This is a genomic window from Alicyclobacillus vulcanalis (assembly GCF_900156755.1).
Taxonomy (GTDB): Bacteria; Bacillota; Bacilli; order Alicyclobacillales; family Alicyclobacillaceae; genus Alicyclobacillus; species Alicyclobacillus vulcanalis.
This window is the reverse complement of the sequence record NZ_FTOO01000006.1, coordinates 126309-152208: the sequence shown is the minus strand read 5'-3', so window position 1 is coordinate 152208 and position 25900 is coordinate 126309. Positions and strand designations below refer to the sequence as shown.

Sequence of the window (25900 nt, the reverse complement as noted above, 5' to 3'; positions counted from 1 at the left end):
TGCAGGAGGGATGAGGAATGGCAAACATTTTGGTGGTGGACGACGCCGCCTTCATGCGGATGATGATCAAGGACATTCTCACCAAAAATGGCCACGTGGTCGTGGGCGAGGCCCAGGACGGAGCTCAGGCCGTCGAACGGTACCAAGAGCTTCATCCCGATCTCGTCACGATGGACATCACCATGCCTGAGGTGGATGGGATCGAGGCCATCAAGCGTATTCGCCAATTGGATCCCAACGCGCGGATCATCGTGTGTTCCGCGATGGGCCAGCAGGCGATGGTGATCGAGGCGATCCAGGCGGGGGCCAAGGACTTTATCGTCAAGCCGTTTCAGGCCGATCGCGTCGTCGAAGCGGTGCAGAAGGCGCTGCGGTGATGGTGGGAATGAGGCCGCGGTCATGGCCAGAGCGGGTGACGGGGGGGCTCGCCGTCAGCGTGGTGCTGGCGGCGCCGCAGACTGCGTGGGCCGCCAAGGCAGCCCCACTGACAAGTGGCGGCGGATGGGCGTACGTGCAGCTCGTCGTCGCGCTGATGGTCATTTTGCTCCTCATCGCCGTGCTGTTTCGGGTGCTCGGCAGACGGGCTGGCGTTGCAGCGCGCGGCCACATCGAGGTGGTGGCGGCTCGCCAGTTGGCGCCGAACAAATCGGTGCAGGTGGTGCGTGTCGGCGACAAGCTGTATCTGCTCGGCGTCGGCGAGGACGTTCGGCTGCTCGCCGAGGTCACAGATGCGTATCCTCTCGAGCGCGAGCCCCTGGATGAGGACACGTTCGCCGAGGTCGGCGGCGGTTTTGGCGGGGCGCTGCGCGAAGCTTTGGACCGGGTGAGGGAAAGGCGGCAGGGTGGATGAGGCAGGGCATGGCAGTCAAACGGCAGGGCCAACGTCGGGCGGCCGCGCGTCTGGCGTTTGGAACGGCCCTCGTTGCGCTGGCGCTCGTGATGGGATTTCATCCTTCCACCGTGTGCGCACAGACGTCGCCGAGCGTCCCAGCCATTCCGGGCGTGAGCGTTTCCGTTGGGGGATCGGGGCCGGTGTCAGTGGCCAACACCGTGAAGATTGTGCTTCTGTTGACCGCACTCACGCTCGCCCCGGCCGGGCTCATCCTGATGACCTGCTTCACGCGCGTCATCGTCGTGCTCTCGTTTGTGCGCAACGCGCTGTCGTTGCAGACCTCTCCGCCGAACCAGGTGCTCGTGGGACTGGCGCTTTTCATCACGCTGTTCGTGATGCAGCCGACGCTTGAGCAGGCGAATGCGCAAGCACTCCAGCCGTATCTTCGCGGACAAATCTCGCAGACGGTGGCCATCGATCGTGCGGAGGCGCCGTTTAAGGTTTTCATGGCGAAGCAGACGCGAACGGAGGACCTTGAACTGTTTCTCGCCTATCGCCACGAGACGTTGACGCCCGAGATGGAGCGTCATCCCGAGTCGATTGCCATGTCGGCCCTTGTGCCCGCGTTCACGCTGAGCGAGCTTCAGACGGCGTTTCAAATCGGATTCATGATTTATCTGCCGTTTCTCGTGATCGATCTCGTCGTCTCCACGACGCTGATGTCCATGGGCATGATGATGCTGCCGCCGGTCATGATCTCACTTCCCTTTAAGGTCCTGTTGTTCGTGATGGTCAACGGTTGGTATTTGGTGGTCAAATCCCTGCTCGCCGGCTACGCCACATAGCGCAAGGAGGAAGTTCGATGACCGATACGTACGTCATTGGCCTTGCGGCCCAAGTGATGTGGCTTGTGGTGAAAATCACGGCACCGGTCCTTCTACTCGGGTTGGCCATGGGCCTTCTGGTCAGCATTTTTCAGGCGACGACGCAGCTTCAGGAGCAGACGCTCGCGTTCATTCCGAAGATCATCGCCGTGATCATCGCGCTGTTGGCCTTTGGACCGTGGATGCTACAGAATTTGATCGATTTTACCAACGCCGTTCTCGGCAACCTGATGCAGTACGTGATGTGAAGGGTCCATGGTGAACGATGTTCTGTCACACTTCAATTTGTTTTTGCTGATGGCCGCGCGGACCAGTGGGTTCGTCCTCGCCGCCCCGATTTTCTCGAGCGTCTACTGGCCGAATGCGGCGAAAGTGGCTCTGGCCATGGCCCTCGCTGCGTTTGCGGTTCCTTCGATGCACGCGCCGGTTCCCGATTTGGTGGCGCAGCCTGGTGCGTTCGTCGTCGATTTTGCCCTCGAAGCCGTGATCGGCGTCGTTTTGGGGTTTGTGGCCACGTGGGTGTTCAACACCATGAACATCGCGGGTCAGCTCGTGGACCTTCAGATTGGCATGGCGGTTGCCGAGCTTGCGATGCCGGGCTTTTCGGGCGCAGCCGGCGTGTTCAGCAACGTGTACAATGTGTGGTTTTCCATCTTGTTTATCGGCATGGGAGGCCTCGAAGGACTGTCTGTCGCCGTGCTGGAATCGTTCCGGCTCATTCCCATCGCGGACTGGCACTTGCCGTCCAACTGGCTCGTCATTTGCGCGCAGACCATGGACACCGTCATGCTGATGGCCGTCGACGTGGCACTGCCGGTCTTCGCGAGCCTGTTTCTCTGCGATGTCACGTTTGCTCTTCTCGCGCGCGCCGTGCCGCAGATGAACGCCTTTGTCGTGGAATTGCCCGCGAAACTGTTTGTCGGGTTGGCGTCGTTCGCGGTGGCCATGCCCGTGACCGTGGGGCTGTTCCGACAGTTGATGAACCTCGTGTTCCTCAACATGCAAACCGTGATGCGCCTGGTCGGAGGGTGAAGGATGCTTACACTGCAACTCCAGCGATTCGCCGCAGGTGAGCGAACGGAGCGCGCGACGCCCAGGCGGCGGCAGGAAGCTCGGAAGGAAGGGCGCGTCGCCCGCAGCCCTGAGCTGACCTCGGCCGTGGCGTTCGCGGCGGTGTTGGTGGTCATGCGCATCCTCGGACCCGCCGTGTGGGGTGAGTGGGAAAATCTGATTGAGCGCGATCTCGGCAGCGTCTCCACGAAGTCGTGGACGGTCGAGACCGTTCGCGCCCTCATGGCTCAACAGGTGATGATGGCGGCGCGCATCATGATTCCCATCGCGCTGGTGGCCGTGATCGCAGGCCTGGCCGTGGCGGTCATCCAGGTGCGGCCCATGTTCGTGCCGAGGCTGTTGCTGCCCGATTTCACCCGCATTTCCCCCGCGACGGGGATACGGCGCATCGCGAGCCTCCAAGGCGCTGTGGAGGCGTTGAAGTCGCTGCTGAAGTTCGCCGCGGTCGTCGCTGTGGCCTACACGTCGATGGCGTCGCTCGCACGCGAGATGGTGAACCTGTCCGCTGCGGAGCTCGCCGCGGTGCCAAGCATTCTCGGGCGCTCCGTGTTCAATCTTGCCATCCGGGTGGCCGTGGCAATGGTGGCCATCGCCGCGATCGACTACGGCTATCAACGTTACCATTTGGAGCGGAGCCTGCGGATGTCAAAACAGGAACTGAAGGACGAGTTGAAAGAGACCGAGGGCAACCCGCTAATGAGATCGGCCATCCGAAGGCGCGCGAGGCAATTTGCGCAGCGGCGCATGATGGAGAGCGTCGCCAAGGCAGACGTGGTGATCACGAACCCCACGCACTACGCGGTGGCACTCGCGTACGAGAGCGATGCGATGCGCGCGCCGCAAGTGCTGGCGAAAGGCGCGGATTTCGTCGCACAGGAGATCCGAAGGCGGGCGGAAGCGCACGACGTGCCGCTGGTGGAGAATCCTCCGCTGGCGCAGGCGCTCTACAAGACGGTCGACATCGGTCAAGAAATTCCTCCCGACCTGTATCAAGCGGTCGCGGAGGTCCTTGCGTATGTGTACAGAATGCGCGGGATGGGGCGGAGGTGACGGACGATGGCGAACTGGTTGAAGCGGACCGATCTGATGGTCATGCTTTTTATCCTCTGGACCATCGTGATGATCGTGATCCCCGTTCCCCGGCCGCTCCTCGACGTGCTCATCTTGTTCAACATGTTTTTATCGATGACGATTCTGCTCGTCGCGATGAACACGTCGGAGCCGCTCGAATTTTCCATATTTCCATCTCTGCTGCTCGTGACGACGCTGTATCGACTGTCTCTCAACATCTCCACCACGCGGCTCATCCTGAGCCAAGGCAACGCGGGCGCGGTCATTCAGACGTTCGGCAACTTCGTCATTGGCAGCAATCCTGTCGTCGGCTTCATCGTGTTTCTCATCATTATCATCGTGCAGTACGTCGTGATCACCCGAGGTGCGGAGCGCGTGGCCGAGGTGGCCGCCCGGTTCACGTTGGACGCGATGCCTGGCAAGCAGCTGGCGATTGACGCCGATTTGAACGCGGGATTGATTCAGGAGGCCGAGGCGCGCAAACGGCGCGAGAAAATTCAGCAAGAGGCCGATTTTTACGGGGCCATGGACGGTGCCTCCAAGTTCGTGAAGGGCGACGCGATCGCCTCCATGCTCATCGTCGCCATCAATGTCGTGGCGGGGCTCATCATCGGCGTGGCCATGCAGCACGACTCGTTCAACCAAGCGTTGCACACCTACACGATGCTCTCCGTGGGCGACGGGCTCGTGAGCCAAATCCCGGCGCTCCTCCTCTCCACCGCCACCGGTCTCATGGTGTCGCGCGCCGCTACGGATCAAAACATGGGCGCCGATGTCGTGAAGCAGGTGTTCGGATATGCGCGCGGGCTGTACGTGGTGAGCGGAGCCATCCTGCTGCTCGGCCTCATCACCCCCATCGGCATTCTGCCCGTCCTTCCCATTGCCGGGGGTGCCACGCTCATCGCTCGGCGAGCCGAACGCCGCCGCGCATTGCAGAAAAAGCGCGAGGAAGAAGAGGCGGTTCGCCAGAAGCGGTCCGAGACCAAAAAGCCCGAGAACGTGTATCAGTTGATCACGGTGGAACCTGTCGAGTTGGAGGTCGGTTACGGCCTCATTCCCCTCGTCGACGCGCGGCAGGGCGGCGATTTCATGGAGCGCATCGCGATGATTCGGCGGCAGCTGGCGACGGATCTCGGCGTGATCTTGCCCATGGTTCGGTTGCGCGACAACGTGGTGCTCAAACCCACGCAGTACGTCATCAAGCTGAAAGGTGTCGAGGTGGCGCGAGGCGAAATCGTGATGGGGCACTGGCTTGCGCTGAGCCCCGGCATCGACAATCCGGAGATCAAGGGAATTCCGACCCAAGACCCCACGTTCGGCTTGCCAGCGCTGTGGGTGACAGGGGATATGAAGTTGCGCGCCGAGGCGAGCGGCTACACCGTGGTGGATCCGCCCTCGGTCATGGCCACGCACCTGACGGAGGTGTTGAGGCGCCACGCGCACGAGCTGCTCGGCCGCCAGCAGGTGAAGGAACTTTTAGACCACCTGAAACAGACGCAACCCGCGGTGGTGGAGGACGTGTACCCCGGTACGCTGTCGCTCGGACACATTCAACGGGTGCTCTGCAACCTGCTCGAAGAGGGCGTACCCATTCGCGATCTTGCGACGATTCTCGAGGCGCTCGCCGATGCCGGTCGTCAAACGCAGGATGTCGATCAACTCACGGAGAGGGTGCGCCAGCGGCTCGCTCGCCACATCTGCGCCCAGTACCTGCAGGGCGAGGACGGCCTTACCGTTTTGACGTTCGATCCTTCGCTCGAGCGCGAGATGCAGCAGGCCGTGGTGGAACAAGGAGGCGCTGTGTCGATCGGGCTCGAACCGGGCAAGGCGCAGGCCATCTTCAGGAGGCTCAAGGAGCAGTGGAGCGAGCTCCAGGGCCTTGGCAAATCGCCCGTGCTCTTGGTCCATCCCAGGCTCCGGCTTCCGTTGAGCCGCCTCGTTCGGCGCTACGTGCCAGACCTGCCCGTGCTGTCCTTTGCTGAGCTCGATCCGTCGGTTTCAATTCATAGCGGAGGCGTGGTGAATGTGACGTGATCGTTCGCCGTTACGTCGTCAGGGAAATGCCTGAGGCCGTCGCGTCGATCCGCCGGGAACTGGGGCAGGACGCCGTGATCCTGAGCACGCGAAACATTCGCGTGCGCAAGTGGTTGGGGCTCAAATCCGAGCGGCGGATCGAAGTGATGGCCGCGGCGAAGGAGGACTTCGCCGCAAGCGCAGGAGCGAATTTTGGACAGGCGCTCAAGAAAGCCATGTCGGAGCCGCGAGACGTCTTCACCCCCGCCGCGCCGGGGCCCGACGCATGGTCAGAGCTGACGAGCGAACTTGCGGAGATTAAGCGCATGCTCGCGGAGAATCGCTCGAAACCGACCGCGCCGCCGTTGACGGCCCCCGAGCCGCACGAGCGGTGGCGCGCGTTTTTGCTCGCGGAGGGCGTGGACAGCGTGCTCGCGGACCGCTGGGCGCGGATGGCCGTTCTGGGCGCTGAAGAAGCCGCGTCAGCAACCGGCCCAAAGGAACAGCTGATTGGCGCCGTTGCGTCCGATCTCGGCCCGCTCGCCGACCCGGCCCCCATCCGCAGGGATAGCCGGATCGTCGCGTTCGTGGGCCCGACCGGCGTGGGGAAGACGACGACCATCGCGAAGATTGCCGCGCTGCACGTCTTGGCGGGTCAGCGGCGGGTGGGGCTTTTGACGACGGATACGTTTCGCATCGCCGCGGTGGAACAGCTGAGGACGTACGCTGACATCCTGAACGTCCCCATCGCCATCGCGGATGAACCGGACGACGTGCCTGCCGCGCTGGCGTCGCTTGGGGCTTGCGATCTCGTCCTCGTCGACACGGCGGGGCGCAACTTCCTCCATGGGTCCTCCATCGAGCAAATCAAGCGGATGCTTAGCCCTATCGAGGCGGACGAGGTCTTGCTCGTGGTGTCCCTCACCACGAAACCGGCCGACGCGTTGAAGATGGCCAAGATGGCGAAGCCGCTCGGTGTGGACAAGTTCATTTTCACGAAGCTGGATGAAACCGAATCGGTCGGCATGATTCCGAGCCTCGTGGCGCTGTGCCAATGGCCCGTGGCCTACGTGACGACTGGGCAAAACGTGCCCGACGATATCGACATTGTGTCCGTCAGGGACGTCCTTCAGGCGTGGAAGGAGGCCCGCCACGATGGCTGACCAAGCGTCACGCTTGCGTGAACAGATGTCTCTTTGGGGCAGGTCCGCTCGGGCGCCCGAGGCGCAACCCGCGGACCAGACGAGCGATGCGCTACTGCCGTCGGCCCCGGTGTTTGCCATCCTGAGCGGAAAAGGCGGCGTGGGCAAATCGAACTTGTGCGTCAATTTGGCCCTGGCCTTTGCGGAAGAAGTCATGCGCGTGCTCGTCATCGACGCGGACGCGGGGTTTGCCGACGTGGAAATTCTGTTTGATTCCACGCCGCTCTGGACGTTGAGCGACGTCCTCGCGGGCACGGCGATGGACGATGCGCTCGTTGCCCCGCGGCCGAACGTGCACGTCCTTGCGGGTGGAAGCGGGCGGTTTGTGGACGAGATCGACGACGAGAGCTGGAGGCGGCTGTGGAGTGGCGTAGTCCGGGTGTCGCCCCGCTATGCCTGGGTGTTGGTCGATTGTGCCCCGGGTGCGCACGCTTTTGCCGAGCGGATCCTGCGGCAGGGCGCCCATCCCATCTGCGTGGTGACGCCGGAGCCGACGGCCATCACGGATGGCTACGCCCTGCTGAAGTGGATGCGGGCCAAAGGGTTCGGAGTCCAACCGTGGCTCGTTGTGAATCGCGCGAAATCGCGCGCGGAGGCGGAGGACACGGCGATGCGTTTGGTGGATGCGGCGTCCAAGTTTCTACAGATGGCCGTCGTGTACGCCGGATGGGTGCAAGAGGATCCGAACGTCGCCATGAGCGTGATGGCGCGGATCCCCGTGCTGCAGCACGCGCCCGCTTCAGCTGCCGCGGCCGGGATTCGGGAGCTGGCGCGCTGGATGAAGGAACGGGTGGGAGGCGGAGGACGGGATCGCAAAGGGGGAGCGGCCCCATGACGGACCTTGGCATGGAGGTGCGCGCCGTCATCGCGTTGGGCGCGTCCACGGGCGGCCCGGCTGCCGTCTCGGCGATCTTGAGGGATCTTCCGCTTCTGGATACGTGTGCTGTCCTTGTTGCGCAGCACCTGCCTGAGTCGTTCACAGGGGCGTTCGCAGAGCGACTGAACCGGGAGAGCGAATGGCCGGTTTGCGAGGCGCGCGACGGCATGCGGGTGGAAGGCGGACACGGCTACGTCGCGCCGGGTGGAAGGCGCACAGAGGTGTATGCGCAGGGGGCGAGGCTCGTCTGCGCCGTGCGCCCGCCCGACGAGACGGACCTCTACCTGCCTTCCATCGATGCGCTCTTTGCGAGTGTGGCTGCCCTGCGGGGCGTGCGCGTGGTGGGCGTTTTGCTCACTGGCATGGGGCGGGACGGGGTCGAGGGGCTTCGGGCGATCCGCGAGGCCGGAGGGTATGCCATCGCAGAAGCCGCCGAGACCGCGGTCGTCGACGGGATGCCTCGCCGAGCTCGGGAGGCCGGCTGGGTGGACGAAGTTGTGCCGCTGGACGCCATCGCGGCTCGTCTCGCGCGCGTGTGTGAAGCTGGGAGGTGACGCGGTGCAAGAAGAATATTTGGATGCGTTTTTGGCGGAGTCAATGGAACACGTCGAACAACTTGAGGCGTGCTGCTTGGCGCTGGAGCGCGACGGGTTCGAGACCCGGCTGCTCGACGAGATGTTTCGCTCGGCGCACACCTTGAAGGGCATGAGCGCCACGATGGGCTTCTCCCAACTGGCGGGTCTGACGCACAAGATGGAAGATCTGCTAGGCGCCCTGCGCGACGGGCGCGTCCGCTTCGAGTCTGCGCACATCGACGTGTTGTTGCAGGCGGTGGATCGGATGCGCGCAAGGCTGGAGGCCATCGCGTCGTCGGGGGCGGAACCCGCGGAGCCTGATCACCACCTGCTGCAGGCGCTCGCAGGCGTGCGCGACCAGGCGCCGGGCGCGATGGGCGACGAAGCGTCAAGCAGCGCGCTGGTCGTCCCATGGGGAGATTTGGCGAAACAGGTGGAAGCGAAAGGGCAAGCGCTCTATGCGGTGCGCATTCAACTCGCGCCCGACTGTGTCATGCCTGGAGTTCGGCTCGCGATGGCGTATCAGGCGCTCCAATCGACAGGCGAGCTTCTGGCGGCAGATCCTCCGGAGGACGAGGTCATGGCCGGGAAGATCGAGAGCACCGAGGCCCTTGTGGCGGTCGCCGTGCGTCCGGGCGAGATCGATCGCGTCCGCCAGCGTGTGCTCGACCTCACAGACATCGCGCGCTGTGACGTGGACCTCGTGGACCCAGAGCCTCGCGCCGATCAAGCGTCGCAACGAGCGCAGACCGCCGAGCCCGAGCCGATGACGCCGGAAACGACCGGTGCGCCGTCCACGAGAGAAACGCCCAACCGCTCGTCGAGTCACAGCCGCGAGGCGCAGCTGCGCGTACCCGTGCGCAAGGTCGACGCCCTGATCAACGCGCTCAGCGATCTCGTCATCACCAAGACGCGCCTCACCGCGCTCGCCGCCTCCGTGGGAGATGCGGAGCTGCGCGACGCCGTGGAACGCTTGGACCGCCTGACGGCCGACATGCAGGATGGACTCATGCGGCTCCGCATGGTGCCGGTCGAGTCCATCTTCCAGCGCTATCCGCGCATGATGCGCGATTTAGAGCGCCGCCTCGGGCGCGAATTCGACTTTGTCATGACGGGCCTCGACACGGAAATGGACCGAGTCGTCCTCGAGGAGATGGGCGAGGTCATCGTGCACCTGCTCCGCAATGCGGCCGATCACGGCCTCGAACCGCCGGACGTGCGAGAGGCCAACGGCAAGCCGCGGCGCGGCACCATTCGCCTGGCCGCGTACACCGCGGGCGGCCACGTGTACCTTGAGGTGTCGGATGACGGTCAGGGCATTGATCGCGAGCGCGTGCTCGAATCCGCCGTCGCCAAGGGGCTCGTCGCGCCAGAGGAGGGTGCGGCCATGCCGGATGAGTCGGTGTACGCGCTCCTGTTTCGCCCAGGCTTCAGCACGGCCAAGCGCGTCTCGGATATCTCCGGGCGAGGCGTCGGACTCGACGCCGTCCGCGAGAAGGTCGAAGCGCTCGGCGGCACCATCCGCCTCGATTCCGTGCCTGGCCAGGGGACGACCTTCACCATCGAGTTGCCGCTCACCCTCGCCATCTTGTCGGCGCTGCTCGTCTCCGTGCGCGGGCAGGTGTTTGTCATTCCCGCGGCGAATGTGGTGGACGTGCGCAGGATAAGCCGCGACGAGGTGCGCCACGTGCACGAGCGTCCCGTCCTCCGCGACGACCAGGGGATGATCCCGGTCATCGACGTGGCGGAGCGCTTGGGCCTCGGACCGCGCAACGAGGCTTATCCCCAGACGGCCGTGGTGTGCTGGGACGGGCGGCGCAGACTGGCGCTCGTCGTCGATGCCGTGTTGGATGAGCTCGAAATTGTCAACAAGCCGCTCGGAAAGTATCTGCAGGCCGTTCGCGAGTTTGCCGGCGCCACCATTCTCGGCGACGGCCGCGTGTCGCTCATTCTCGATGTCCGCGCGATCGCGACGATCGCGTAACGGCGAAGGAGGGGCGTAAGGTGGATTTCTATGTCGTGATGCGCGTGGGCTCCGAGCGCTACGGGGCGCATGTGGCTCAAGTGAGATCCGTAGAGCGCGTGAGTGACATCACGCCGGTACCCCGGACGCTCAGCTTCATCAAAGGCGTCATGCACCTGCGCGGTACCATCGTACCCGTGATCGACCTGGCCGAACGCGTCGGTTTGCAGCGGGCCGCGGACGTGGACGGTGAGGACAGGCGGATCGTGGTGGCGGAAGTGGAGGACATGGTCGTCGGCATGTTGGTCGATGCCGTGGAAGACGTCGTGCCCATTTCGCCAGAGGCCGTGGAGCCGCCCCCAGCCGTGGTGGGTGGGCTCGAGGCGGTCTACCTCCGGGGCGTGGCGCAGACAGGCGACGAGCTCCTCGTGCTTTTGAACCTGGAGCGGGTCTTTTCGGCCGTGGAGGCCGAGCAGCTCAGGCAGGTTGAGAAGTTGGTGCACGGATGAATCCGTATGAGCTGAGTGGCGCCGATCTCGACGCACTCCGGGAGTTCGGGAACATCGGGGCTGGCCATGCGGCAACCGCGCTGTCTGTCCTGTTGGGCGGCGTCGTCCGCATGTCCGTCACGGATGCTCGCCTGTGCCGGTTCGCCGAGGTCGTCGACGTGGTCGGCGGGAGCGACGCGATGGTGGTCGCGGTGTACATCCGCATCGACGGCGAGATCGCAGGCAGCATGTTCGTCGTGCTTTCGTTGGAGAGCGCAGATCGCCTCGTGAACGGGCTGATTCCCGGCCGCCAGCCGGGTGAACCGTACGGGGAACTGGAGTATTCGGCACTCGGGGAAGTCGGGAACATTCTCTCTGGCGCATACGTCGCGGCGATCTCCGACTTGTGTGGGTTTCGGATGGCACAGTCCATTCCTGCGGTGGCCATCGACATGGCGGCAGCCCTTCTCGACATCGGGCTGATGTTCGGAAGCGGCGAAGATAATGAGGTGCTTCTGATTTCGACGCGCCTCATGCACGGTGGGCGGGAGGTTCAAGCGCACTTTTTCTTGCTTCCGGACTTTGAAAGTGCGCCGAAGCTCTTCGACACGCTGCGAGGGCAGATGCCAAGTGGTTGAAGGGCAGGCGGAGATTCGCGTGGGGATTGCCGAGGGAGCTCTGCTCTGCGGTCCAGGCCGACTGGTGACCACAGGACTTGGCTCGTGTGTCGGCGTGGTGATTTACGATCCGACGGTGGAAGTGGCGGGGCTCGTGCACGTCATGCTCCCTGCGAGTCCCTCGGCCGAGACCAAGGCGCCGCAAAAATATGCGGACACCGCCATCGATTGGCTGGTGGGCGAGCTGGTTCGCGCCGGTGCAAGTCCCGAACGGTTCGTCGCCAAATACGCGGGTGGAGCTCAGATGTTTCAAGGCGTGCGAATGGAGGCGCTGCGCATCGGGGAACGAAACGTGGAGGCCGTCGCCCAGGAACTTGCCGCGCGCGGCATTCCGGTGATCGGGCGGGATGTGGGTGGACACCAGGGCCGGACCATAGGGTTTGAGCTCCCGTCCTGTGCGCTCACGATTCGGACAGCGCGGGGCGAAACCCGTGTACTCTGAGGATGGAGGAGGGGAGTAGGCGTGTGGGAGACGCTCATTTTGGCACTGATCTGCCTGATCCTCCTGGCCGTGCTGTACGGGGTCAGCGGCGCGTGGAAACGGCATCCGGGCCTCAAGGGCTTTTTGCGGTGGACGGCCTCGCAGGTGCGAGGGGGACTCCAGGGCTCTGTTCGAAGTCATGGGCCGAGCGGAGCATGGCCGCGCCGTCCCTCAGAGATGGCTCGCCTGCGTCGCGCCGACGCGCAGCTGGCGGTTCAGGTTCTCGAGGAGCTGTACGAGGAATGGGAACGAGAGCGGCGGGCGCTTGAAGCGCGCATTCGGGCGCTCGAAGAGGCTGTCGCCCACGCGTGGGTCAAGCGCGAGCCGGCGCGCTCCCCGCTTGCCGACGCCTCAGGGGAGCAAGCGACGGAGGGGCCTGTCGCCATGGAGCCGAACCTCGCCGCGAGCCAAACATCGGGGAATGGGTCGACGAAGCCAACTTCGGAAGATGAACAGGGGGCGGCGGGCTCCCATCGGGTTGGCGCATGGCGTGAGCCCTTAGACAAGCCGGGAGAGGGAGAGCTTGTCATCGCTGACCAACATGAGCATGCGTCAGATGCGTCATGGCCGAATGCCTCCATGTCGCGCGAGCGCGTTTACTTTTCCATCCTGGATTTGCTGCACGAGGGTTTGAGCGACGACGAAATTGAGGCCCGATTGGGCGTGTCCAAGGACGAGATCGCGCTCGTGGAAGAATTGTTGCGGATGGCGGAGCGTTCGAAACCGGGGGTGCACTGAGGCCGGCCTCAAAATCGCCGTCACCGTTTGCTGAGATCCGAACGTACGATGGGCAGAGAGACCATTCGTCCATCGCGTCGGCGCAGGCGGTACACGGCGGCGATGGGACCGGGGGGACAGCCGATGAAGGTCAGGACGAGAAATCGGGTCATGGGGCGTGCTTGCCGTGCGGGCGGATCGAGCGCGTGGATTGCGTCACCGGTGTGTCGTGGCCGCGGGAGCAGGGGACCGAGCGACAGGCGCATGGGTCGGGGGATGACGGAGTTCGGCGGGCGCTGGCTGGAGCGAGCCGACGGGAGCGCAGAGATTCAGACGCCGGATGCGGCGAGTGGAGCGGAGGGGGCGCACGCGGCGCCCGTTCAGCTGGACACGGCCGACATCCGCATTGGAGACCGGATTACGGTTTACACCGTGGGCGTAGGCCCGTCCCAATCCGGATTTACGGGTGTCGTCCTGCGCGCGACACCTACGTATCTTCACCTGGGTCTTTTTGCACACGAAGGTGAATCGATGAGCGCGGAGCGCCCCATTGTGGCGGAGGCCATCATTCGCTTCGATCAAATTGCCTGCGTCGTGCGCAGGATCGCGTGACGCGTGTCGGCGATCTGCTTTGCGGCAGGCGCTGGCAGGCGCCGATGCCGCGAAGGCGGCCGATCAGACGCTCTTCGGTGAGCGGGGGACGGAGCCAGAGGGGGAGGGCCCTTTTGCTCCGTCCTGCTCGAGAGGCGTCACAGGTCGTTTTGTACGATGGAGGAGATCTGGTTCAGCGGAATGGTCGCGAGGGCGCCAAAGGTGCCGCCGGTTCCCGGCGTGCCGTACGCCCCGGTGACGCCCGTCGGTGCAGCGGCGGGCGCGAGCAGGAGGTACAGGTTGTTGCTGTCGACGCCGACGATGGCGCCTGTGTATCCGCCTCCGCCTGTTCCGCCTGCGGTGGTGAACACCGTCACGACCTGGCCGAGGTGCAGCTGACGGACGGAGTCCGCGATGTTGAAGTTGTTGGTGGCCATGTTCGCAGGTCTCCCTTCTGTGAAGTGTGTCGCCGCGATGCGCGCTCGTCGCGGCACACTTTAGGAAATGCTGAAAAAGGAAGCGCAGTCACGGACAAACTGACTGAGGAAGTTGCCTCAAGAGGAGTGCCGTGGCGCGCTGAGGGAACGGTTGCGTGGTTGGACGTGCGCGAGGGAGGCTTGTGGCTCAGGCTTCTGAGCTTGGCTTTGCGTCCAACACGCGGTTGCCCATGCTCGAGGGGCTGTGGTATAGTATGGGGCGGTGCGTACCTTTGAGATCGAATACGCACGGATCGGGATGCGTCGTCCGGTGCCCCATGGGGTCGGCGGTGCGGATGAACGGTCCGGAGGGCAAACAAGAAGGAGGAACCCGGTTTGGCGATCATTTCAATGAAGCAGTTGCTTGAGGCGGGCGTGCATTTCGGACATCAGACGCGCCGCTGGAACCCGAAGATGGCGCGCTACATCTTCACGGAGCGGAACGGAATTTACATCATTGACCTGCAGAAGACCGTGCGCAAGGTGGAAGAGGCGTACAATTTTGTGCGCGAGCTCGCGGCGTCCGGTGGCACGGTGTTGTTTGTGGGTACGAAGAAACAAGCCCAGGAGGCCGTCAAGGAAGAGGCCGAGCGCTGCGGGATGTATTACGTCAACCAGCGGTGGCTGGGCGGCACGTTGACGAACTTCAACACGATTCAGAAGCGTATCCGCAGGCTTCAGGAGCTCGAGCGGATGGAGGAAGACGGGACGTTTGAGGTTCTTCCGAAGAAGGAAGTCATCCTGCTGCGGAAGGAGCGCGAGCGCCTGGAGAAGTTCTTGGGTGGCATTAAGGGGATGAAAAAGCTGCCCGACGCGCTGTTCATTATCGACCCGCGCAAGGAGCGTATCGCGGTCGCCGAAGCTCGCAAGCTCGGCATCCCCATTGTTGCGATTGTCGATACGAACTGTGACCCCGACGAGATCGACTATGTGATTCCGGGTAACGACGACGCGATTCGCGCCGTGCGCCTTCTGACGAGCAAGATGGCGGACGCTGTGCTGGAAGGCACGCAGGGTGGAGAAGAGACCACCGCGTGAGAAGTGAGGTGGCGGGTGCGTCGCGCTCTCGTCACCTTTTTTGTGCCGCGTGACGCGGAGTCTGCGGATAGAGAATCATCAGCGTAAGGTTTGAGGAGGAACGGTTGTGGCAGAGATCACAGCAGCAATGGTCAAGGAGTTGCGCGAGCGCACGGGCGCCGGCATGATGGACTGCAAAAAGGCCCTCACGGAAGCCAACGGCGATATGGAGCAGGCTATCGTCATTTTGCGCGAGAAGGGCTTGGCGCAGGCTGCGAAGAAAGCCGGGCGAATTGCCGCGGAGGGCCTCGTCGAGGCGTACATTCACGGCGGCGGCCGCATCGGCGTGTTGGTGGAAGTGAACTGCGAGACCGACTTCGTCGCGAAGAACGAAGAGTTCCGCACGTTTGTCAAGGACATCGCCATGCACATCGCGGCGTCGAATCCGCAGTACGTGCGCCGGGAAGAAGTGCCGCAGGACGTGATCGAGCGGGAACGCGAGATCTTGCGCGCGCAGACGCTGAACGAGGGCAAGCCCGAGAATGTCGTTGACAAGATCGTCGAAGGTCGCTTGGAGAAGTTCTTCAAGGAGAACTGCCTGCTCGAACAGCCTTTCGTCAAGGATCCCGACAAGACGGTCGATACGCTGGTCAAGGAGAAGATCGCGACCATCGGCGAAAACATCTCCATCCGCCGCTTTGCCCGGTTTGTGGTCGGGGAAGGGATTGAGCGGCAGGAGAGCAATTTCGTCGAAGAGGTTATGTCGCAGGTTCGCCTGTAACGAGGCTGGTGCATGGAGGGGGACACCATGGCGTGTTCCCTTTCATGCCATTATGGCCTCCGATTCTCGCGCAATGGAGGGGCCCGTGTGATTCCAAAATACCGCCGCATCGTTTTGAAGTTGAGCGGAGAGGCACTGGCGGGACAGCATGGCTTCGGGATCGATCCGGCTGTGATACGCGACATTGCCCGGCAGATCGCCGATGTGGCGAAACTCGATGTGCAGGTGGCCATCGTGGTCGGGGCAGGCAACATATGGCGAGGTGCCACAGGAAGTCAGATGGGCATGGACCGGGCTACGGCGGACTACATGGGGATGCTGGCCACCGTGATGAACGCGCTGGCCTTGCAGGACGCGCTCGAAAAGTTGGGTGTGGCGACCCGGGTGCAGAGTTCCATCCACATGTCGGAGGTCGCGGAGCCTTACATCCGCCGCAGGGCCATTCGTCATCTGGAGAAGGGCCGCGTCGTGATCTTCGCGGGGGGCACGGGCAATCCGTTCTTCTCCACCGATACGACAGCCGCGCTGCGGGCGGCCGAGATCGAGGCGGAAGTCATCTTGATGGCGAAAAACGGCGTGGACGGGGTCTATACGGCAGATCCCCAAAAGGATCCGACGGCCACCAAGTACGCGGAGCTCGACTTTATGGAGGTTCTGAAACAAGGCCTCGGCGTCATGGACTCCACGGCGGCCAGCCTGTGTAAGGATAATGACATTCCCATCCTCGTGTTCAATATCAACGAGGACGGCAACATCCTCCGCGCGGTCATGGGTGAGAAAATCGGCACCTTGGTGGGAAAGGGTGATGCGCATGCATGAAGAATTGATTCAAAATCTCCAGGAGCGGATGGACAAGGCGGTTCAGGCGCTGCGCCGCGAGTTTGCGACGGTCCGGGCGGGCCGTGCCGCGCCCTCCATGCTCGATCACGTCATGGTGGAGTATTATGGGACGCAGATGCCGGTGAACCAGGTGGCGAGCGTCACCTCCCCAGAACCCAGGCTTCTCGTCATTTCGCCTTGGGATAAGTCCATGCTGTCGGAGATCGAAAAGGCCATTCAGAAGTCGGACCTGGGTTTGAACCCCGCGAACGACGGCAGCGTCATTCGATTGACCATACCTGCGCTCACGGAACAGAGGCGTCAAGAACTCGTGAAACAGGTTCGGAAAATGGCGGAAGAGGCCCGTGTCGCCATCCGAAACATCCGCCGCGACGGCAACGAGGAGATCAAGAAGCTGGAGAAGGCGGGCGAAATCTCCGAAGACGATGTGCGGCGGCTGATGGATCGGGTGCAACAGTTGACCGACAAGGCCATTGCACAGGTGGACCGCCTGTTGGAAGATAAGGAGAAGGACGTGACGCAGGTCTGAGTTCCAAGGTAGCTGGATTAAGGGGGATGCCAGCCTTGTTCAAGGGTTTTGGGCGTTCACAGCGAGCCAGTGCGGCGGCGGTCGAGCAGCCAGCGCTCGACGTGAAGCCCCGGCATATCGGTCTGATTATGGACGGAAATGGCCGCTGGGCGCAAAAACGCGGTCTTCCCCGAATTGCGGGTCACCACGCAGGCATGTTGGCCATGAAGGAGGTCATCCGCGCGTGTGACGATTTCGGCATCGAATGCGTCACGCTGTACGCTTTTTCGACGGAGAATTGGAAGCGGCCGGCGGCCGAGGTCGACTACCTCATGCGGCTGCCGGAGCAGTTCTTTCGCAGTGAAATTGACGAGTTGGTGCGTCGCAATGTGCGCGTGCGGTTCATTGGTGACACGGAGCGGTTGCCTGCGCACACACAGGACACCGTGCGCCGTGCCATGCAGCGCACGCAGCACAACAGCGGCATGATCGTGAATTTCGCCCTCAACTACGGTGGGCGCATGGAGATTGTCGCGGCGATGGAACGGTACGCCCGCGAGGTCGTGGAGGGCAGGGCGACGGTCGGCCAGCTCACGGAGGCCACCTGCGACCGCTACCTCGACACGGCCGGCCTTCCACCGCTCGATCTCGTCATTCGGACGAGCGGCGAAATCCGTCTGAGCAACTTTTTGCTGTGGCAAGCGGCTTACGCCGAACTCTGGTTTACGGACGTCTTGTGGCCGGACTTTACACGCGACGATCTCTACCAAGCGATTTGCGATTACGCGAAGCGCAAGCGGAGGTTCGGCGCGATCGAGTAGGTGTCCAATACAGATGCTCAAACAGCGCGTCGTCACGGCTGTCGTCGCAGGACTCGTCGTCCTGTTTGTGTTGTTATTCGGGGGACTGACCGGTTGGCGCTGTCTCGTGTGGATCGCGACGTTGGCGGGCGTGATGGAGTTCTGCCTGATGTTTGGCCAACGCTGGTTCAGTCCGTCCGCGTGGTTTGGCGCCGTGGCCGTCACGCTCGCGGACTGGTTGCCGAGACAGGCGTTTCACCCGTTTCTTCTCTTTTTAGCCGTGGCGGTGGTATTTCTGTTGCCGGTGGTCACCCGCCGGCCGGACGACTTGCGCACGTACGCCGTGACGGCTTTCGGTGCCTTCTATTTAGCGGCCGGCGGGGCGTCGCTCATCAGCCTTCGCGGCCTGCCGGAAGGCTGGTTCTGGATCTGGCTGTTTCTTGTGGCAGCGTGGATGTGTGATACCGCGGCCTACTTCGTGGGCCGATGGGTGCAAGGCCCCAAGCTGCTTCCGGCCATCAGCCCCAAGAAGACCGTGAGCGGAGCCGTGGGGGGCATCCTCGGGGCCGTGATCGGCGCCTGGGTGTTTGGCGCCTTGGCGGATCCGCGCTACGGGGGTTGGGTGTCGGCGGCCGTCGGGTTACTGGTGGCCGTCGCGGGACAGGCGGGCGATTTGGTCGAGAGCGCCTACAAACGGGCGGCAGGTGTGAAGGATTCGGGCCGCATGCTGCCAGGGCATGGCGGCGTTTTGGACCGGATCGACAGCCTGCTTTTCGCGGCGCCGTTCGCGCTGTGGTTCATCTCCGGGGTTTTGGCTGTGGCGTCGTGAACAACCCTGGGGGAGGAGAGGGCATGAAGCGCATCGCCATTTTGGGAAGCACGGGCACCATCGGGGTCCAGGCCCTCGAGGTGCTGTCTCATCTCGATACATACGAGGTCGTCGCGCTGGCCGCCGGCCGCAATGTCGAACGCCTCGCGGAACAGGTGCGTGCGTATCGCCCGCGCCTCGTGGCCGTGGCTGATGACGAAGCGCGCCAAGCTCTTCGCGAGCGGCTGGGTGGGGAACCGGTCGAGATCGCCGTGGGCGACGAGGGGCTGGTGGCTTGCGCCGCCTATCCGTCGGACATCGTGTTGAATGCCGTCGTCGGCGCGAGGGGCATTCTGCCTGCGTTGGCCGCGGTTGGACGAGGTGCGAGGCTGGCGCTGGCCAACAAAGAATGCCTGGTGGCGGCGGGAGATCTGATTCTGCGCGCGATGCGCGACGCGGGTGGCGAGATCGTGCCGGTGGACAGCGAGCACTGCGCACTGCACCAATGTCTCCGGTCGGGCGATCCGGCCGAGGTGTTGCGGCTCGTGCTGACGGCGTCGGGCGGCCCGTTTCGCACATGGCCGAAGGAGCGCATGGCGGAGATCACCGTGCAGGATGCCTTGCGCCATCCCAACTGGAGCATGGGGCGCAAGATCACGATTGACAGCGCCACGCTGATGAACAAGGGGCTCGAGGTCATCGAGGCGCATCATTTGTTCGCCGTGCCATATGATAAGATATCTGTGCTTGTACATCCAGAGAGCATCGTGCACTCGATGGTGGAGTTCGTTGACGGATCGATGGTGGCGCAGCTGGCGACGGCCGATATGCGCCTGCCGATTCAATACGCCATCACGTATCCAGAGCGGGTCGCAGCGCCGTGGCCGCGCTTGGACTTGGCCAGTGGCCGCGCGCTTCACTTTGAGGAGCCCGATCTCGACCGGTTTCCGTGTCTCCGTCTGGCGATGGACGCGGGGCGCGCAGGCGGGATCGCGCCGTGTGTCTTAAACGCTGCGAACGAAGTGGCCGTCGACGCGTTTCTGCGCGAGAGGATCCCATTTTTGCGCATCCCCGAGGTCGTTGCGTCTGTGCTGGAGCGCATGCCCAACGAGACGCCTCATTCCGTCGACGATGTCCTGGGAGCGGATGCGGAAGCGCGGCGTCTGGCCGAACTCTATGTGGCAAAGGGCGGATGAAGAGTTGCCAATCTTAGCGCACCTCGAGTTCTATGCGGAGGCGGCGGTCGCCATCGTGCTCGTGTTTGGCGTGTGTGTGACGCTGCACGAGTTCGGTCACTTTTATGTCGCGAAACGCTGTGGCGTCGCGGTTCCGGTGTTTGCCATCGGCTTCGGCCCCAAAATCGCGTCCGTGGTGCGCGGCGGCACGGAGTATTCGCTGCGCCTGATTCCGCTTGGCGGATTTGTGCAATTGGCAGGTGAAGCTCCGCAAGAATCGTGGTTTCCCATCGGCCAATCGGTGGCCTTCGAGCTCGATGCGGATGGCGCCATCGCTGCGCTCGGCGAGCCTCGCGATCTCCCTGGCGCTCGCGTCGGCGTGGTGCGCGACGTGGATTTGACCGACGCGATGACGATGGCCCTGGAGACGGATGCCGGGCTCGAGCGCTTTCGCGTCAAAGACGGCGCTCGCGTCATGTTGAGCCGGCGATCGTCCATCCCCGTCGTGACGAAGGACCGGCAGATGATTGGGAAGCCGCTGTGGCAGCGGGCCGCCATCATTTTGGCGGGCCCCATCATGAATCTGATCCTGGCGGGCGTCCTGTTTTCCGCCGTCAACACCTACACGGGCGTGCCGACCACGACGGTCGGGCACGTCGAGCCCGGCACACCGGCCGCGCACGCTGGGCTGGTACCCGGAGACACGATTCTGTCCGTCGACGGGCGCGCCATTCACTCCTGGGCCGGCCTTGTGAACGCCGTATCGCAAGAGGGGGCGCGCAATGGCCACGTCGAGCCCCTTGTCCTCGAGGTACAGAGCCGCGAAGGCGAGCGAACCGTCGTCGTCACCCCACATCTCGTCAGCGGCCAGCCGATGATCGGCATCGACGCGGAGATTTCCCACAACCCGCTGCACACCGTTCCAGCTGGATTTTCGGCGCTCATCCGAGACATCGCCATGACGATTCAGGGATATGTCGGGCTGTTTGTCCATCATCAGTTCCAGACGCTCTCCGGGCCGGTCGGCATTGCACACGTCATCACCGAGCAGGTGCGCTTCGGCATCTGGAATGTCGTCGCCGTCACCGGTGCGCTGAGCCTCGGGCTCGGCCTGTTTAACCTGCTTCCGATCCCGGCGCTCGACGGCGGCAGGCTCCTGTTCATGGCCATCGAGCTCGTCCGCGGCCGGCGCGTCGATCCGGAAAAGGAAGGCTTCGTTCACTTCGTCGGTTTTGCCATCGTGATGCTGTTCGCCGTCGTGATCACGTATCGGGACGTGACGCACTGGTTCTAGAGGAGGCGCAGGGAGAGGATATGGCTATCACAGAACACGCCGTCCGCGAGCGCGCTCTGGCTCGGGTGCGAAGTGTGCGCGTGCGCCGGGCGGCGCGCCAGGTCCTCGTCCACCTGGCGTCGCCGTTCGGTTCGCGGGATGTCGACGCGGACGCTTGCTCCTCTTTCTATCGAGACTTCGCTGCAATTCGCGAGCTTTGCCAATCGACGTTTGATTCAGTCTGCACGTGGACTGTCCAGGTGGAGCCACCGTCCCAAGTATCGCGCGCCGAAGTGGAGAGCGCGCTTTGCGCCCTCGCCGCCGCGTTTGAAGCGCAATCCCACGTCACGGGAAAGTGGCTGTCGCAAGCCAAGATCACCGTGGCAGCGGGCGAGGAGCCGGGCCCCTTCTCTGTCTCGATCCGTGTTCCGAGCGCACCCATCGCGGTTAAGCTTCGGCAAAAGCAGGTCGCCGCTTGGCTCACATCGGAGGCGCGAAACGCGTTCGGCCTCGATGTGAAGGTCGTGATCGAAGTGGATGAGACGGCCTGTGAGGAGGTCTTGGCGGCTGGAGAGAAGCTGAAGCAGGAGGCCGAGGAGAGGGAGCGGCGCAAGCTCTCCGAGGAAGCCAAGGCGATGAAGGAGCAGTCGCAAGAGGCCGAGACGCGCGAGGAAAGCCGCGCCCAGGGTGTGGAACCGCTCACCGTGGGGCAGATGTACGACGAGCCAGCGCCGATCTCGCTCCGCGAAATCGTCGACGAAATGCGCCGCGCCACAGCGGTGGGGGAAGTGTTTGGCGTAGAGCGGCGCACGCTGGCGAGCGGCCGCACGCTCATCCAGTTTGCCATCACGGACTACACGGACTCGATCTCCGCCAAGATGTTTGTGCAGTCTGAGCGAGACTTGGAAGCCACGTCGCATTTGAAGGACGGCGCGTGGGTCAAGGTCCAAGGGCAGGTGCAGTTCGACCCGTATGCCAAGGAAATGGTCTTCATGGTTCAGGGCATGCGTCCCCATCATCCGCCGCGCCGCACGGACACGGCGGAGGTGAAGCGCGTCGAGCTTCACGCGCATTCGACCATGTCGGCGTTGGACGGCGTCGTGAGTCCGGCAGCCCTGGTCAAGCGGGCGGCGGAGTGGGGGCACGAAGCCATTGCCATCACCGATCACGGCGTCTGCCAAGCGTATCCAGAGGCGTACCAAGCCGCGAAGAAACACGGCATTCGCCTCGTGCTCGGCCTGGAGGCGTACGTGGTCGACGACGGCGGATTGCTCGTGTACCGGGAATGTGACCGGCCCTTGGACGATCAGACGGAATACGTGGTGTTCGACACGGAGACGACCGGATTGAACGCCCGCGAAGATACGTTGATTGAGATTGCGGCCGTCAAGGTGCGCGCGGGCGAGATCGCAGATACGTACGCGACGCTCATCGACCCGGAGCGCCCGCTCGATCGAAAGATTGTCGAGCTGACGGGGATCACGAACGATATGGTGGCGGGCCAGCCGAAGCTCGCGGAGGCGCTCGAAGGTTTCCGCCAATTTGCGCGCGGGGCGGTCCTCGTGGCGCATAACGCGGAGTTTGACGTGGGCTTCCTCAACCAGTGTGCAGAGCGGCTTGGCCTCGAGCCTTGGCAGGAGCCGGTCATCGATACGCTCGCGCTCGCTCGCGTGTTGTATCCCGGCGAGAAAAATTACAAGCTGAAGACGCTGACGCAGAAATTTTCGGTCGATCTCGTCAACCACCACCGGGCGCTGGCGGACAGCGAGGCGACGGCGAAGGTGTTCATCCGCATGCTCGCCGACGCGAAGGCGCGCGGGATCGCCAATCTCCTCGATTTGAATCACCTGCGCGGGCAGATCGACATCTCGCGCGTGCGCCCGTTTCACGCGACCGTCTTGGTTCGAAACCGCGACGGGCTGCGCAATCTGTATCGGCTCGTGTCCATCGCGCACACGCAGTACCTGCACCGCGTGCCTCGCATTCCGAAGAGCGCGCTCGCCCGCCATCGGGAGGGGTTGCTCATCGGCACGGCGTGTCGGCAGGGTGAGCTGATCGAGGCGTTCTTCCGCGGAAAGTCGGAGGACGAGCTGGATTCGCTGCTGGAGTTTTATGACTACCTCGAAATCCAGCCGGTGAGCCACTATGAGCCGCTCGTTCGCGAGGGCGTCGTGGCGTCTCTGGAACAAGTGCGCGAGTTGCTGCGCAAAATCGTCGAGATCGGCAAGCGGTTGAACAAGCCGGTCGTGGCGACGGGCGACGTCCACTATTTGGACGAGCACGAGGCCATCTTCCGCGAAATCTTCCTCCAATCGCAGAAACAGGACACGAAGCAGCCGCCCCTGTATTTCCGCACCACGGATGAGATGTTGGCGGAATTCGCGTTTCTGGGCGAGGAGGATGCGCGCGCCGTCGTGATCGATCATCCGCGCCAGCTCGCGGCGTTGTGCGAAGACGTGAAGCCCATCCCGGACGAGCTGCACACGCCGGTGATCGATGGGGCGGAAGACGAGATTCGGCGCCTCGCGTATGACAAGGCCAAGCGGATCTACGGAGACCCGCTGCCCGAACTCGTGGAAAAGCGGCTGGAGCGCGAGTTGAACGCCATTATTTCGCACGGCTATGCGGTCATCTACTTGATCGCGCACAAGCTCGTGACGAAGTCGCTTGCCGACGGCTACTTGGTCGGCAGCCGCGGGTCGGTCGGATCGTCGCTCGTGGCCACGATGACCGATATCACGGAGGTGAACCCGCTTCCGCCGCACTACGTGTGTCTCTCGTGCCACTATCACGAGTTTTTCGAACACGGCGAGTACGGATCGGGCTTTGACCTGCCGGATAAGGCCTGTCCGGTCTGCGGCGAGAAGCTGCACAAGGACGGGCAGGACATTCCCTTCGAGACGTTCATGGGCTTTGATGGCGACAAAGTGCCCGACATTGACCTGAACTTCTCTGGCGAATACCAGCCGCGTGCACACCGGTACACGGAGGAGTTGTTCGGCAAGGATCACGTGTTTCGCGCAGGGACCATCTCGGTGGTCGCCGAGAAGACCGCCTATGGCTATGTGCGCAAGTTCGCGGAGGAGCGGGGACTTGTCCTGCGCAACGCCGAGATGGAACGGCTGGTGCGCGGCTGTACAGGCGTCAAGCGCACCACCGGGCAGCACCCTGGCGGCCAGGTCGTGGTCCCTCACTACGTGGAAATCTACGACTTTACGCCCATCCAGTACCCGGCGGACGACGCGTCGTCGGAGACGCTGACGACGCACTTTGACTATCACTCCGGGCTTGAAAACTGTCTCTTGAAGCTCGACATCCTGGGCCACGACGATCCGACGGTCATTCGCATGTTGCAGGACTTGACCGGTGTCGACCCGAAGTCGATCCCGCTCGACGATCCAGAGGTGCTGGAACTGTTCCGCAGCACCAAGCCGCTCGGCGTCTCGCCGGAGGAGATCCGTTCGACCACAGGCACCTACGCCATTCCGGAATTCGGAACGCGGTTTGTTCGGCAGATGCTTGAAGACACCCGGCCGACCACGTTTTCGGAGCTGGTCCGGATCTCTGGGTTGTCCCACGGCACCGACGTGTGGCTGAACAACGCGCAGACGCTCATTCGTGAACAGGTCGCAACCCTGTCCGAAGTCATCTGCGCCCGGGACGACATCATGTTGTACTTGATTCAGAAGGGGCTCGATCCGGCGCGCGCCTTTAAAATCATGGAGGGCATCCGCAAAGGCAAGGGCGTGAAGCCGGAGGATGAGGCGTACATGCGGGAGCACGGTGTTCCGGATTGGTACATCGAGTCCGGGAAGAAGATCAAGTACATGTTCCCCAAGGCCCATGCGGCGGCGTACGTGCTGATGGCGGTCCGCATCGCGTGGTTCAAGGTCCACCGGCCGCTCGCGTTTTACGCCACGTACTTCACCGTCCGTGCCGATGACTTCGACGTGGCGGTCATGACCGCCGGGCGCGATGCCATCCTGAAAAAAATAGAGGATATCGAGTCCAAGGGAAATGCGGCTTCTGCGAAGGAAAAGAGCTTCTTGACGGTGCTCGAAGTGGCGCTCGAGATGGTGGCTCGGGGCTATCGTTTCCTGCCTGTCGATTTGTACAAGTCGCATGCGACCCACTTCTTGATCGACGAAGAGGCCCAGGGGCTCCGGCCCCCCTTCGCTTCCATCCAAGGCATCGGAGAGACTGCGGCGCGCAATCTGTACGAAGCGGCGCAGCAGGGTGAGTTTCTGTCGCTGGAAGACCTGCAGTCTCGGGCGCGGGCGTCGAGAGCCGTGATCGACCTCCTGATGGAGCTCGGGTGCCTCGACGGGTTGCCCGAAACGAACCAACTTTCCTTGTTCTGAAGGGGGATGGGCTTGTGGCCATGTTGAAGCTGGAACACACGGGCATCATGGTATCCAACCTTGAGCGATCCATTTCGTTCTACACGGACGTGTTGGGCATGCAACTGGTCGGCACATTGGAGCACAACACGCCGGGACTGAAGCTCGCGTTCCTGTCGTATCCGGGCCAAAATGCCCAGATTGAGCTCATTGAGGGCTATGCGGATCGGCTGCCGGACGAGGGTCAGGTGCATCACGTGGCCATCACCGTCGACGACATCGAGCAGGAGGCCGCCCGGCTGCGGGAGCTCGGCGTGCGCTTCTTGGATGAGGGCATCACGACACTTCGCAACGGCGCCCGCTATATCTTCTTCGCGGGGCCGGACGGCGAGCGGCTGGAGCTGTTTCAGCCTGCAGGCGCCTAACCTGGGAAAGGTGTG

Annotated in this window: 27 protein-coding genes; 26 read left to right on the top strand and 1 reads right to left on the bottom strand. The window is 63.2% G+C overall.

Annotated elements, in window-relative coordinates:
• The first annotated feature begins 17 nt into the window (after positions 1-17).
• The 16 genes from BW934_RS08700 to BW934_RS08625 all read left to right on the top strand — a co-directional run bounded on the left by BW934_RS08700 (position 18) and on the right by BW934_RS08625 (position 13463).
• Positions 18-377, top strand: a complete 360-nt coding sequence (locus BW934_RS08700) for a response regulator (protein ID WP_076347153.1) — start codon at positions 18-20, stop codon at positions 375-377.
• Positions 377-850: a FliO/MopB family protein gene (locus BW934_RS08695; protein WP_076347151.1), complete on the top strand. Its 474-nt coding sequence runs from the start codon at positions 377-379 to the stop codon at positions 848-850. The genes BW934_RS08700 and BW934_RS08695 overlap by 1 nt, the downstream gene beginning before the upstream one ends.
• An 8-nt stretch (positions 851-858) precedes the next feature.
• Positions 859-1677: a flagellar type III secretion system pore protein FliP gene (gene fliP / locus BW934_RS08690; RefSeq protein ID WP_407639957.1), complete on the top strand. Its 819-nt coding sequence runs from the start codon at positions 859-861 to the stop codon at positions 1675-1677.
• 17 nt (positions 1678-1694) lie between these two features.
• Positions 1695-1964, top strand: coding sequence for a flagellar biosynthesis protein FliQ (gene fliQ, locus BW934_RS08685; protein ID WP_076347149.1), 270 nt, complete (start codon positions 1695-1697; stop codon positions 1962-1964).
• A gap of 7 nt (positions 1965-1971) precedes the next feature.
• Positions 1972-2748 (top strand): flagellar biosynthetic protein FliR, encoded by a 777-nt coding sequence (locus BW934_RS08680; RefSeq protein ID WP_076347147.1) that lies wholly within the window; start codon positions 1972-1974, stop codon positions 2746-2748.
• 3 nt (positions 2749-2751) lie between these two features.
• On the top strand, positions 2752-3837 hold the full coding sequence (flhB, locus tag BW934_RS08675; RefSeq protein WP_076347145.1) for a flagellar biosynthesis protein FlhB: 1086 nt from the start codon (positions 2752-2754) through the stop codon (positions 3835-3837).
• Positions 3838-3843: 6 nt separating this feature from the next.
• Positions 3844-5892 carry a flagellar biosynthesis protein FlhA gene (flhA, locus tag BW934_RS08670; protein WP_076347143.1) on the top strand — a complete coding sequence of 683 codons (2049 nt, stop codon included), beginning with the start codon at positions 3844-3846 and terminating at the stop codon, positions 5890-5892.
• Positions 5889-7034: a flagellar biosynthesis GTPase FlhF gene (flhF, locus tag BW934_RS08665; protein WP_076347141.1), complete on the top strand. Its 1146-nt coding sequence runs from the start codon at positions 5889-5891 to the stop codon at positions 7032-7034. Before flhA ends, flhF begins: the two co-directional genes overlap by 4 nt.
• Entirely contained in the window at positions 7027-7908 is an 882-nt protein-coding gene (locus BW934_RS08660; RefSeq protein WP_076347139.1) for a cellulose synthase operon protein YhjQ/BcsQ, read from the top strand. Before flhF ends, BW934_RS08660 begins: the two co-directional genes overlap by 8 nt.
• Positions 7905-8504 (top strand): CheB methylesterase domain-containing protein, encoded by a 600-nt coding sequence (locus BW934_RS08655; RefSeq protein WP_076347137.1) that lies wholly within the window; start codon positions 7905-7907, stop codon positions 8502-8504. The genes BW934_RS08660 and BW934_RS08655 overlap by 4 nt, the downstream gene beginning before the upstream one ends.
• Positions 8505-8508: 4 nt before the next feature.
• Positions 8509-10509: a chemotaxis protein CheA gene (locus tag BW934_RS08650; RefSeq protein ID WP_076347135.1), complete on the top strand. Its 2001-nt coding sequence runs from the start codon at positions 8509-8511 to the stop codon at positions 10507-10509.
• 20 nt (positions 10510-10529) lie between these two features.
• The gene (locus BW934_RS08645; protein ID WP_084182546.1) at positions 10530-10997 is read left to right on the top strand and encodes a chemotaxis protein CheW; all 468 of its coding nucleotides are present in this window, start codon (positions 10530-10532) and stop codon (positions 10995-10997) included.
• Complete coding sequence (locus BW934_RS08640; protein WP_076347133.1) at positions 10994-11614, top strand: chemotaxis protein CheC; 621 nt, start codon at positions 10994-10996, stop codon at positions 11612-11614. Before BW934_RS08645 ends, BW934_RS08640 begins: the two co-directional genes overlap by 4 nt.
• The gene (locus BW934_RS08635; RefSeq protein ID WP_076347131.1) at positions 11607-12095 is read left to right on the top strand and encodes a chemotaxis protein CheD; all 489 of its coding nucleotides are present in this window, start codon (positions 11607-11609) and stop codon (positions 12093-12095) included. The genes BW934_RS08640 and BW934_RS08635 overlap by 8 nt, the downstream gene beginning before the upstream one ends.
• Before the next feature lie 21 nt (positions 12096-12116).
• Positions 12117-12872 (top strand): hypothetical protein, encoded by a 756-nt coding sequence (locus tag BW934_RS08630; RefSeq protein WP_076347129.1) that lies wholly within the window; start codon positions 12117-12119, stop codon positions 12870-12872.
• A gap of 123 nt (positions 12873-12995) precedes the next feature.
• Positions 12996-13463, top strand: coding sequence for a hypothetical protein (locus BW934_RS08625; protein ID WP_143232604.1), 468 nt, complete (start codon positions 12996-12998; stop codon positions 13461-13463).
• 137 nt (positions 13464-13600) lie between these two features.
• Here the strand turns inward: BW934_RS08625 and BW934_RS08620 are convergent, their stop codons facing one another.
• Positions 13601-13879 (bottom strand): hypothetical protein, encoded by a 279-nt coding sequence (locus tag BW934_RS08620; protein WP_076347125.1) that lies wholly within the window; start codon positions 13877-13879, stop codon positions 13601-13603.
• Between the two features lie 375 nt (positions 13880-14254).
• Between BW934_RS08620 and rpsB the strand changes: the two genes are divergently transcribed.
• From rpsB to BW934_RS08570, 10 genes are all read left to right on the top strand, one after another.
• Entirely contained in the window at positions 14255-14956 is a 702-nt protein-coding gene (rpsB, locus tag BW934_RS08615; protein WP_076347123.1) for a 30S ribosomal protein S2, read from the top strand.
• Positions 14957-15062: 106 nt separating this feature from the next.
• A complete protein-coding gene (gene tsf, locus BW934_RS08610; protein WP_076347121.1) occupies positions 15063-15716 on the top strand; it encodes a translation elongation factor Ts in 654 nt (217 codons plus the stop codon).
• Between the two features lie 12 nt (positions 15717-15728).
• On the top strand, positions 15729-16535 hold the full coding sequence (gene pyrH, locus BW934_RS08605) for a UMP kinase (RefSeq protein WP_234969691.1): 807 nt from the start codon (positions 15729-15731) through the stop codon (positions 16533-16535).
• Positions 16528-17085 carry a ribosome recycling factor gene (gene frr / locus BW934_RS08600; protein WP_200805738.1) on the top strand — a complete coding sequence of 186 codons (558 nt, stop codon included), beginning with the start codon at positions 16528-16530 and terminating at the stop codon, positions 17083-17085. The genes pyrH and frr overlap by 8 nt, the downstream gene beginning before the upstream one ends.
• A 26-nt stretch (positions 17086-17111) precedes the next feature.
• Complete coding sequence (locus tag BW934_RS08595) at positions 17112-17885, top strand: isoprenyl transferase (protein ID WP_076347115.1); 774 nt, start codon at positions 17112-17114, stop codon at positions 17883-17885.
• 13 nt (positions 17886-17898) lie between these two features.
• Positions 17899-18693, top strand: coding sequence for a phosphatidate cytidylyltransferase (locus BW934_RS08590; RefSeq protein ID WP_076347113.1), 795 nt, complete (start codon positions 17899-17901; stop codon positions 18691-18693).
• Between the two features lie 23 nt (positions 18694-18716).
• Positions 18717-19868 carry a 1-deoxy-D-xylulose-5-phosphate reductoisomerase gene (locus BW934_RS08585; protein ID WP_076347111.1) on the top strand — a complete coding sequence of 384 codons (1152 nt, stop codon included), beginning with the start codon at positions 18717-18719 and terminating at the stop codon, positions 19866-19868.
• 4 nt (positions 19869-19872) lie between these two features.
• A complete protein-coding gene (locus BW934_RS08580; RefSeq protein ID WP_076347255.1) occupies positions 19873-21141 on the top strand; it encodes a M50 family metallopeptidase in 1269 nt (422 codons plus the stop codon).
• A gap of 20 nt (positions 21142-21161) precedes the next feature.
• Positions 21162-25481, top strand: a complete 4320-nt coding sequence (locus tag BW934_RS08575; protein WP_076347109.1) for a PolC-type DNA polymerase III — start codon at positions 21162-21164, stop codon at positions 25479-25481.
• Between the two features lie 14 nt (positions 25482-25495).
• Positions 25496-25885 carry a VOC family protein gene (locus BW934_RS08570; protein ID WP_076347107.1) on the top strand — a complete coding sequence of 130 codons (390 nt, stop codon included), beginning with the start codon at positions 25496-25498 and terminating at the stop codon, positions 25883-25885.
• Positions 25886-25900 lie beyond the last annotated feature (15 nt).